This window comes from Vibrio sp. 1069 (genome assembly GCF_033340555.1).
Map to the genome: position 1 here is coordinate 1 of NZ_JAWOWP010000234.1, position 815 is coordinate 815.

Annotated in this window: 1 protein-coding gene and 1 pseudogene; both read left to right on the plus strand. The window is 43.9% G+C overall.

Annotation, left to right across the window (positions count from 1 at the left end; genetic code table 11):
- On the plus strand, positions 1–253 hold a 253-nt coding region (locus R7040_RS25680; RefSeq protein WP_318097458.1), incomplete at its 5' end, for an LrgB family protein.
- Positions 254–617: 364 nt separating this feature from the next.
- Positions 618–815, plus strand: a pseudogene (locus R7040_RS25685) (cytidine deaminase); the annotation flags it as partial.

Sequence of the window (815 nt, forward strand, 5' to 3'; positions counted from 1 at the left end):
AATCTTAGTACTGATCGTAGGTCTTCTTGGCGCTATTTTGGCGTACCCAATCTACAACCTAATCGGCATTAAGCACCCAATTGCTCGTGGTTTGACGATGGGCACAGTATCGCACGCGCTTGGTACTGCGACTTGCGCAGAGAAACAACCTGGCGACGCTGCATTTTCATCGTTAGCGTTGGTGCTATGCGGCATCATCACTTCCATTCTCGCTCCGAGCTTTTTTGGTTTAGCAGTCTGGCTATATCAATAAGTCATTGTGACGGTCAGTCCTCCTTCCGACAGGCCGTCACTTTCCTTTTCTCATCGTAGTGCGCCGTTGAAAACGCTTTTCGCTACAAAGCACACTTCCCATCTAACGTGTCCCAACAAGATTCATAACTAAACGCTATCTTTCGCTGCTAGCATATTTTCATTACTTGGGTATATGAATATCCATTGATATAGTTATTTATGAGACGAAGTTAACGCTCAACACGATTGCAATCGAATACATGTGTGAGCTCACTCTAATTATGTAACAGAAATATCAATTGCATTATTTAACGTGATCTAAAGCACGGAACATTTCTCTCCTTTGCATAGAATAACTGTCCATGCAATAACAAGGATTCAACATGAAAAGTCGCATTGAACAGGCGCTAGCAAGCGCTCCTGAAGCACTTTCAAAACAACTTGCTCCTATCGTCCTAGCCGACGATTTTGATGCTACTCTTTCAGCGCAGCAGTTTGAGCAATTGCTTTCAGCTACCAGCCTATCAGATAAAGAGCTGCGTGTTGCTCTACTTCCTTTTGCCGCTGCATATTCTTACGCT